This window comes from Fusibacter sp. A1, assembly GCF_004125825.1.
GTDB lineage: Bacteria > Bacillota > Clostridia > Peptostreptococcales > Acidaminobacteraceae > QQWI01.
The window spans coordinates 198,697-205,520 of record NZ_QQWI01000009.1; the positions used below are offsets into that span (position 1 = coordinate 198,697).

The window sequence follows — 6,824 nt, forward strand, 5'->3', positions numbered from 1 at the left end:
AAGCTCTGTCGTTTCTTATTTGAAGCTAAAGACATGTCATAAAAGCGATTTCTGGTAAAAGGTCACATCGATCCAATGTCCAAATTTGAATCCCGCATTTTTGAAGGTTCCCACCTTTTCGAATCCCATCGCTTCGTGAAGCAGCTCGCTCCTTGGATTTTCTCCTGCGACCACTCCGACGATCAGTTTGAAACCACTTTCCTTAAGTCGGCTTATCAGGCTTTCGTAAAGCAGTCGTCCCACTCCCTTGCCTTGCAGCCCGTCGCTGATATAGATCGCGGATTCCACACTGTACCTATAGGCCGGTCTGCCCCGCCACTGTGAAGCATACGCGTAACCCAGAACCTCGCCGTCGACTTCATAGACGATCCAGGTGTGTGAATGGCTGATCCGTTCGATTCGGCTTTTCATTTCCTCCACACCGACCTCTTGCTCTTCGAAAGAAATCGTAGTCTGCCTGACTACCGGATTGTATATTTCACAAATGGCCTGCGCATCATCTACTTTGGCATCTCTTACTAAACCCTTCATCACTCAACTCACCTCGTCTTCTTTTGTTCAAAGGTCTCAAGTACTCCTGGAAGATCACTTGAACGCTCTACAAGGCATACAGCACCCGCCTTTAACAGTTCTAGCTCGCTGCCATAGCCGTAAAGCACGCCAATAGTAGGAATTCCAAGAGCTGATGCGCCAAAAATGTCGTGCTCCCGATCCCCTACCATCATGCAGCCGGAGGCGTCTTCAATACCCATTTCAAGAAGAGCGGCTTCAATGATCTCCTTTTTTGAGGTCCGGGTATTGTCCAGGTTGCTTCCCTGAATCGTTTCAAAATAGACATCGAGACCGAACTTTTGACAGATCTCCACTGCGATTGACGTTGGTTTTCCGGTTGCGACCGCCAATCTATAGCCCTTGTCCTTTAAGATATGAAGCGTCTTGACTATCCCTTCATAGGGTATATTTTCGAATTTTCCGGTAGTCATGTAGTAGTCACGATAATATCCGATCCCCCTGATCGCGTCCTCTTCGCTTAGTCCATGGTAAAGCATGAAACTGTCTTTGAGAGGCGGTCCGATATAAGGGGTCAAGGTCTCCAAATCATCAACACCTATCTTAAACTCCTTTAGCGCCTTGGCTACAGCAGTCGTAATTCCTACTTTCGGATCCGTAAGCGTGCCATCCAAATCAAACAATATCACATTTTTCATCATCACACCCCTGACACTTGACTTTTCTGCATTTTAACCAGTATAACAAGTAAAAAAGTCAGTGACAATCCTTCAAATTGTCACTGACTTTAGATCTAAAGTTTCTTAAATGCGCTGACGACATGTTCCGCAGTGAATCCAAACTCCTTGAAAAGAACCTCTCCAGGTGCGGATTCGCCGAAACGGTCCATGCCGATGACAACCCCGCCATCGGTTGCGATGCGGTGCCAGCCCATGCTGACCCCCGCTTCCATCACCACTCTTTTTTTGATGTCCTTAGGAAGCACTTCTTCCCTATAGGCTGAATTTTGTCTGTTGAAAAGTTCAACAGAAGGCATGCTGACTACACTCACTTCGATACCGTCAAGCTTCAGCAGGCGCTGGGCTTCGACAAGGACATGCACTTCGCTTCCTGTACCGATAAGAATTCCTTCTGGAATCTCCTTATGAGACGGACTTAGCACATAGCCCCCATGATGAGCCCCTCTTCCAACTCCCTCAAGGGCAGGTAGGTTTTGTCTGGATAAGACGATGACAGAAGGACCAGTGATGTTATTTAGCGCCTCCACCCATGAGATCGCTGTCTCTTTTGGATCGGCAGGTCTAAATACGGTCACATTCGGAATGCTTCTTAGCATCAGCAAGTGTTCGATCGGCTGATGGGTAGGTCCGTCTTCCCCAACGCCAATGCTGTCGTGTGTGAACACGTAGATGACAGGAAGTTTCATGAGTGCAGACAATCTGATGGCTGGCTTCATATAGTCGGAGAACACAAGGAAGGTGGCTCCGAAAGGTCTGACTCCTCCATGGAGGGCCAGTCCGTTTAAAACAGCGCCCATCGCATGCTCTCTTACTCCAAAGAACAGGTTGTCCGAGTCTCTGTTATCCCACTGGTAATCACCGAAGCCCTTAAGATAGGTTTTAGTCGATCCGTTCAGATCGGCGGAACCACCCATCAGGTTGGGCACGATGGGTTTAATCAGGTTCATGAACTTACCGCCAGAGCTTCTTGTCGCATCTTTCGTCTCAAAGGGTTCCCATAGCGACTTGTTTGCAAAGGCATTTTCAGGAATCTCGTAATCATGCCACAGTTCCCATTCCTTAGCAAGTTCCGGGTAGGTATCTTGGTAATTCTGGTAGAGCTCCTCCCATTTGAATCTGCCCATTTCCCGGTGATCGATCACCAGCTTCATATATTCTATGACATCTTCTTCCACCACAAAGGATTCGTTCGGATTGAACTCAAATGCCTCTTTCACAAGCTTAAGCTCATCTTCACCGAGCGGTGATCCATGGACACCTGAGGTACCCGCCTTATTGGGGCTTCCAAAACCGATGATCGTCTTTATACGGATCAGTGTCGGAGTCTCAAGGTTGGATTTAGCGCTTTCGATCGCCTGATGGATGCGCTCGAGATCGTTTCCGTCTTCTACTTCAAGCACCTGCCATCCGTAAGCCTCATAGCGTTTTGTCACATCTTCCGTGAAACTAAGTTCTGTCGAGCCGTCTATTGTGATTTGGTTGTCGTCATAAAGGACAATCAGTTTACCAAGTTTCATGTGTCCTGCCATGGAAGACGCTTCCGATGTGATACCTTCCATCAGGCAGCCGTCACCGGCGATGACGAAGGTGTGGTGGTCTACGATATTCATGCCTTCACGGTTGAACTTCGCAGCCAACCTGCTTTCCGCAATGGCGAGTCCGACTCCCATGGCAAGCCCCTGGCCGAGTGGTCCCGTTGTGGATTCGACACCGGGGGTCATCCCGTATTCGGGGTGTCCCGGGGTTTTTGATTCCCACTGCCTGAATGATTTCAGGTCATCAAGTCCAACCTCGTAACCGAAGAGGTTCAAGAGCGCATAGTGAAGCATCGAGCCGTGCCCTGCAGAAAGGATAAACCGGTCACGGTCATGCCAGTTCGGATCCGTCGCAGAGCCTTTCAAGTGTTTGGACCACAGAGCAAAAGCCATCGGAGCCGCTCCCATAGGAAGCCCGGGGTGACCCGAATTCGCTTTCTGCACCGCATCGGCGCTTAATAGCCTTATCGTATTTACTATTCTATTTTCTATCGTCTTCATTGTGTTCCTCCAATCATAAATTTATCGCTGTTACATTCATACCTTAAAAGATGAACGATAAACCATTGATTTGATGGGATTTTATAGTAACTTCGGGTACAATGATAATAGAGTAGATGATTCCGACCAGATTTGGAGGTCTTTATATGGTATACGATGCGATACAAGCTTCAATTGAAGCACACAAAGATCAGTTACGAAAACTTGAAAACGGCGTATACGTCGCCCATCCCCTTGAAGTCGCCATAATCTTGGCTCAAAACGGCGCCGATGAGGATATCATCTCAGCCGGTATCCTTCACGATACGGTGGAGGATACCACCATGAGCATTGAGATGATCAGACAGCAATTCGGTGCGCGCATCGCTGAAATAGTTGCAGGATGTACCGAACCTCAAAAGGAAGTCTGTTGGCAAACGAGAAAAGACTGGGCCATAAAGCATGTCAGCACCACGGCTACCCATGACATGAGACTCGTCATTTGCGCCGATAAGCTCAGCAACATCCGTTCCATCTACAGAAATCTCCACCACAAGGGCGACGCGGTCTGGGACCATTTCCACGCTCCATATGAAAAGCAAAAGTGGTATTACGTCAGTATGCTTGAAGGCCTGTCAGAACTGAAAGGTCTTGCCATGTATGATGAGCTGGATGATCTGATTACAAAAGTGTTCAAATAGAAAACAGCCTTCAGGCGATGCCTGAAGGCTGTTTTATTCCTCTACCCTTTGATTCTCAAAATCATGCGTTTCTACAAACGCTTTAAATCGGTTCATTTTCCTGAGTGTGTTGTTATAATAGAACTTCTTATTTAACAGGCTTGTGATTGCCAGAATACCGGGAAAATGAAATTCGATCCTTTGAACCCATCTTGTTCGCACCATGGCCTCTGTGTCGTCTTCATACAGTTCGCTGATGGCCCTGTACCAGACATTCTCCATCTGAAAACGCAAAGTCACACTTTCAGGTTCATTTACGCTTTCAACGACCGCACTGATTTCAGATATTTCACCGTTTTGCTCGCATTTCAGGATAGCCTTTGATCCAGCCACGCCAAAGTTTCTCATCAGAGGCTTAATCGATACAAAACCTTCATACCAATACGACAACCACTCTGTGTTTCGGTAAGCCTCTACTACGAGCTCACGAGGTTTATTGATCATTACTTCACATGTGTATTTCATTTACGCCTCCTCAAAAATGCTGACGAGAGAGTTATACCCAAGCGCAAATCAACTAAACCTATTTTTTTTTTTTTGCAAAATGGACAGGTAACGTCTTCCGGGTTTGCCTTGTCGATTTATCTGTTTAATTCAGCGTAAGCCACTGCGATTTCAGCACCCTTTTTCGCATTGTTGTAAACAAGCGCCAAATTGGCTTCCAGACTTTTTCCTTCAGTGATATCTTTGATTTTTCCTAATAGGAAGGGAGTGATCTTTTTGCCTTTGATTCCGTTTTCGTCAGCTTCCTTAAGGGCATCTTCAATCGCCTTTGCGATCATTTTCTCATCCATGGCGTGTTCTTTTGGGATAGGATTCGCAATCACCAGTCCGCCACTTAGTCCGATGTCCCATTTGGCTTTCATGGACGCCGCAACCTCAACAGGATTCAGGTTCGCATCCACACCGAACTCTGATTGAGCTGTATAGAAGGCTGGGAATATATCCGTATCCAGTCCGATAACCGGTACTCCGTGTGTTTCCAAGTATTCAAGCGTCAAGCCGATATCGAGTATCGACTTGGCTCCCGCGCATACGACAGCGACAGAAGTCTGGGCGAGTTCCATAAGATCCGCGCTGATGTCAAACGTGTTCTGGCCGTCTCTGTGAACACCACCGATGCCGCCTGTGACAAAGGTATTTATTCCAGCGAGTGATGCGACATACATCGTAGTCGCAACCGTAGTCGCACCGTGGTACTTCTTGGCGATTACGATTCCCATATCTCTACGGCTGACTTTCTTCACGTCCTTATGTGTGGCTAGAAGTTCAAGGTCATCCGGTGTCAGACCCACTTTCATACGACCATCCAATATGGCGATGGTCGCAGGAACCGCGCCGCCGTCTCTGATGATCTGTTCCACTTTATTGGCCATCTGTACGTTTTGCGGATAAGGCATTCCGTGGGAGATGATTGTCGACTCAAGCGCCACTACCGGTCTACCTTCAGAAAGCGCCGATTCTACCTCAGGATGGATGTCTAAGTATGTTTTCATAAATTTCTACCTCTTTCATATCAATCTCTATTTGCTCTTTGCAGAGCGCCTCATGAATAGTAAGTTCCGACTGCACATTGAATCTTGCAGCGATCATCGACCGCTTGATCGCATCAAAAAAGTTGAATCCCTGCTGTAAGGAAGCCGCCCAGGTAGCAGTGAACACATCCCCCGCACCTGTCGCATTTACAGCTGAAATCGCCTTGTTCCTAAAGTGGATGACCTGTTCCTGATCCGATGCCAGCAGGCCGTCCGCTCCCATAGATAGGGCGATGTGCTTCACGCCCTGTTGATGGAGGATATCAATCGCCGCCACCGCATCGTCGAGTGTCTCGATTTTGACGCCGGTCAGCCTCTGCGCTTCAATTCTGTTCGGCTTTAGTCCATACAGATTAAGAAGAAGCGGTTTCAGCTTATCCGTCTTCTCCGCCGACACTGGGTCGGCAATGAGTCTCTTGAGCTCGAATTTACCAATCATCTCCAGCGCCTCACTAGTCAGGTTGGCATCAATGACCACCACAGACGCGTGTTTTATCATATGCTGGTGCTCCCTGATGTATCCCGCGGATACCGAGGTGATGTTTTGCATATCGTTGATCGCATAAGCCATATCCCCATCACCACTAAGCATCGCCATATAGGCGCTTGTCGACAACATCCGGTCAACATGGACCTGATTCACATCCACGCCGACTCGTCTGCATGCCTTAAGTATTAGCTCGCCGTGAACGTCGCTTCCGACAGCGCTCAAAAGCTTCACAGGCACCTCTAGTCTTGCGATCGCCTCTGCGATGTTCCTACCAACTCCACCGGCTGACAATTGAATGGAGCCGATTGCGGAATCGTTCGCTTTAAGCACCGATGCCTTCCCGACGATATCGACATTCGAACCACCGATCACACAGACATGTTTTTCATCATTGATGATATATCCTTTTCCCTGGATGATACCTTTTTTCATCAGATTTGTTATGTGAACCGCTACAGAACTACGTTCAATTCCAAGCTGTTTGGCCAAATCCTTCTGGTTTATCAGTGGATTCTCTCTTAAGATACCCAATATTTCTCGTTCGCGCTCTGTCATTCCATCACCCCTTTACTAACATATGTTTAGTTTATAATCTATTGTTTAATCTGTCAATGCAGTTTGAGACTTTTCTCTTGGTTCATCAAAAAAAGAACGCCTAAAGGCGTTCTGAGATTGTTGACAAACCCCTGTTTATTAGAAAACAGGGGTTTTCTTATGACCAAATAAGGAACTCCTGTTATTATCTCATCATGAAAAGGGTCATTTAACCCCCAATCCATCTAGTACAAGTGCCA

General features: G+C 47.3%; 7 protein-coding genes. 1 reads left to right on the forward strand and 6 read right to left on the reverse strand.

The genetic code is table 11. The annotated features are described in order from the left end of the window. Nucleotides 1–36: 36 nt before the first annotated feature. The 3 genes from DWB64_RS14190 to tkt form a co-directional block, all read right to left on the reverse strand. Nucleotides 37–531, reverse strand: a complete 495-nt coding sequence (locus DWB64_RS14190; protein ID WP_129488923.1) for a GNAT family N-acetyltransferase — start codon at nt 529–531, stop codon at nt 37–39. A gap of 8 nt (nt 532–539) precedes the next feature. After that, nucleotides 540–1,208, reverse strand: a complete 669-nt coding sequence (locus DWB64_RS14195) for an HAD hydrolase-like protein (RefSeq protein WP_129488912.1) — start codon at nt 1,206–1,208, stop codon at nt 540–542. Nucleotides 1,209–1,303: 95 nt separating this feature from the next. Then, nucleotides 1,304–3,286: a transketolase gene (tkt, locus tag DWB64_RS14200; RefSeq protein ID WP_129488913.1), complete on the reverse strand. Its 1,983-nt coding sequence runs from the start codon at nt 3,284–3,286 to the stop codon at nt 1,304–1,306. A gap of 146 nt (nt 3,287–3,432) precedes the next feature. Between tkt and DWB64_RS14205 the strand changes: the two genes are divergently transcribed. Next, nucleotides 3,433–3,966, forward strand: a complete 534-nt coding sequence (locus DWB64_RS14205) for an HD domain-containing protein (RefSeq protein ID WP_164980425.1) — start codon at nt 3,433–3,435, stop codon at nt 3,964–3,966. A gap of 33 nt (nt 3,967–3,999) precedes the next feature. On the opposite strand, the gene DWB64_RS14210 is transcribed toward DWB64_RS14205, so the two are convergent. The 3 genes from DWB64_RS14210 to DWB64_RS14220 all read right to left on the reverse strand — a co-directional run bounded on the left by DWB64_RS14210 (nt 4,000) and on the right by DWB64_RS14220 (nt 6,585). Beyond that, nucleotides 4,000–4,470 carry a hypothetical protein gene (locus DWB64_RS14210; protein WP_129488915.1) on the reverse strand — a complete coding sequence of 157 codons (471 nt, stop codon included), beginning with the start codon at nt 4,468–4,470 and terminating at the stop codon, nt 4,000–4,002. Between the two features lie 116 nt (nt 4,471–4,586). Then, nucleotides 4,587–5,501, reverse strand: a complete 915-nt coding sequence (locus DWB64_RS14215; protein ID WP_129488916.1) for a pseudouridine-5'-phosphate glycosidase — start codon at nt 5,499–5,501, stop codon at nt 4,587–4,589. Continuing rightward, nucleotides 5,473–6,585: a PfkB family carbohydrate kinase gene (locus DWB64_RS14220; protein WP_129488917.1), complete on the reverse strand. Its 1,113-nt coding sequence runs from the start codon at nt 6,583–6,585 to the stop codon at nt 5,473–5,475. The genes DWB64_RS14215 and DWB64_RS14220 overlap by 29 nt, the downstream gene beginning before the upstream one ends. Nucleotides 6,586–6,824 lie beyond the last annotated feature (239 nt).

Bases quoted from the DNA above. Each gene is read 5' to 3' on its own strand.
- tkt (WP_129488913.1), bottom strand. From the start codon at position 3,286: ATGAAGACGATAGAAAATAGAATAGTAAATACGATAAGGCTATTAAGC.
- DWB64_RS14210 (WP_129488915.1), bottom strand. From the start codon at position 4,470: ATGAAATACACATGTGAAGTAATGATCAATAAACCTCGTGAGCTCGTA.
- DWB64_RS14220 (WP_129488917.1), bottom strand. From the start codon at position 6,585: ATGACAGAGCGCGAACGAGAAATATTGGGTATCTTAAGAGAGAATCCA.
- DWB64_RS14195 (WP_129488912.1), bottom strand. From the start codon at position 1,208: ATGAAAAATGTGATATTGTTTGATTTGGATGGCACGCTTACGGATCCG.
- DWB64_RS14205 (WP_164980425.1), top strand. From the start codon at position 3,433: ATGGTATACGATGCGATACAAGCTTCAATTGAAGCACACAAAGATCAG.
- DWB64_RS14215 (WP_129488916.1), bottom strand. From the start codon at position 5,501: ATGAAAACATACTTAGACATCCATCCTGAGGTAGAATCGGCGCTTTCT.
- DWB64_RS14190 (WP_129488923.1), bottom strand. From the start codon at position 531: ATGAAGGGTTTAGTAAGAGATGCCAAAGTAGATGATGCGCAGGCCATT.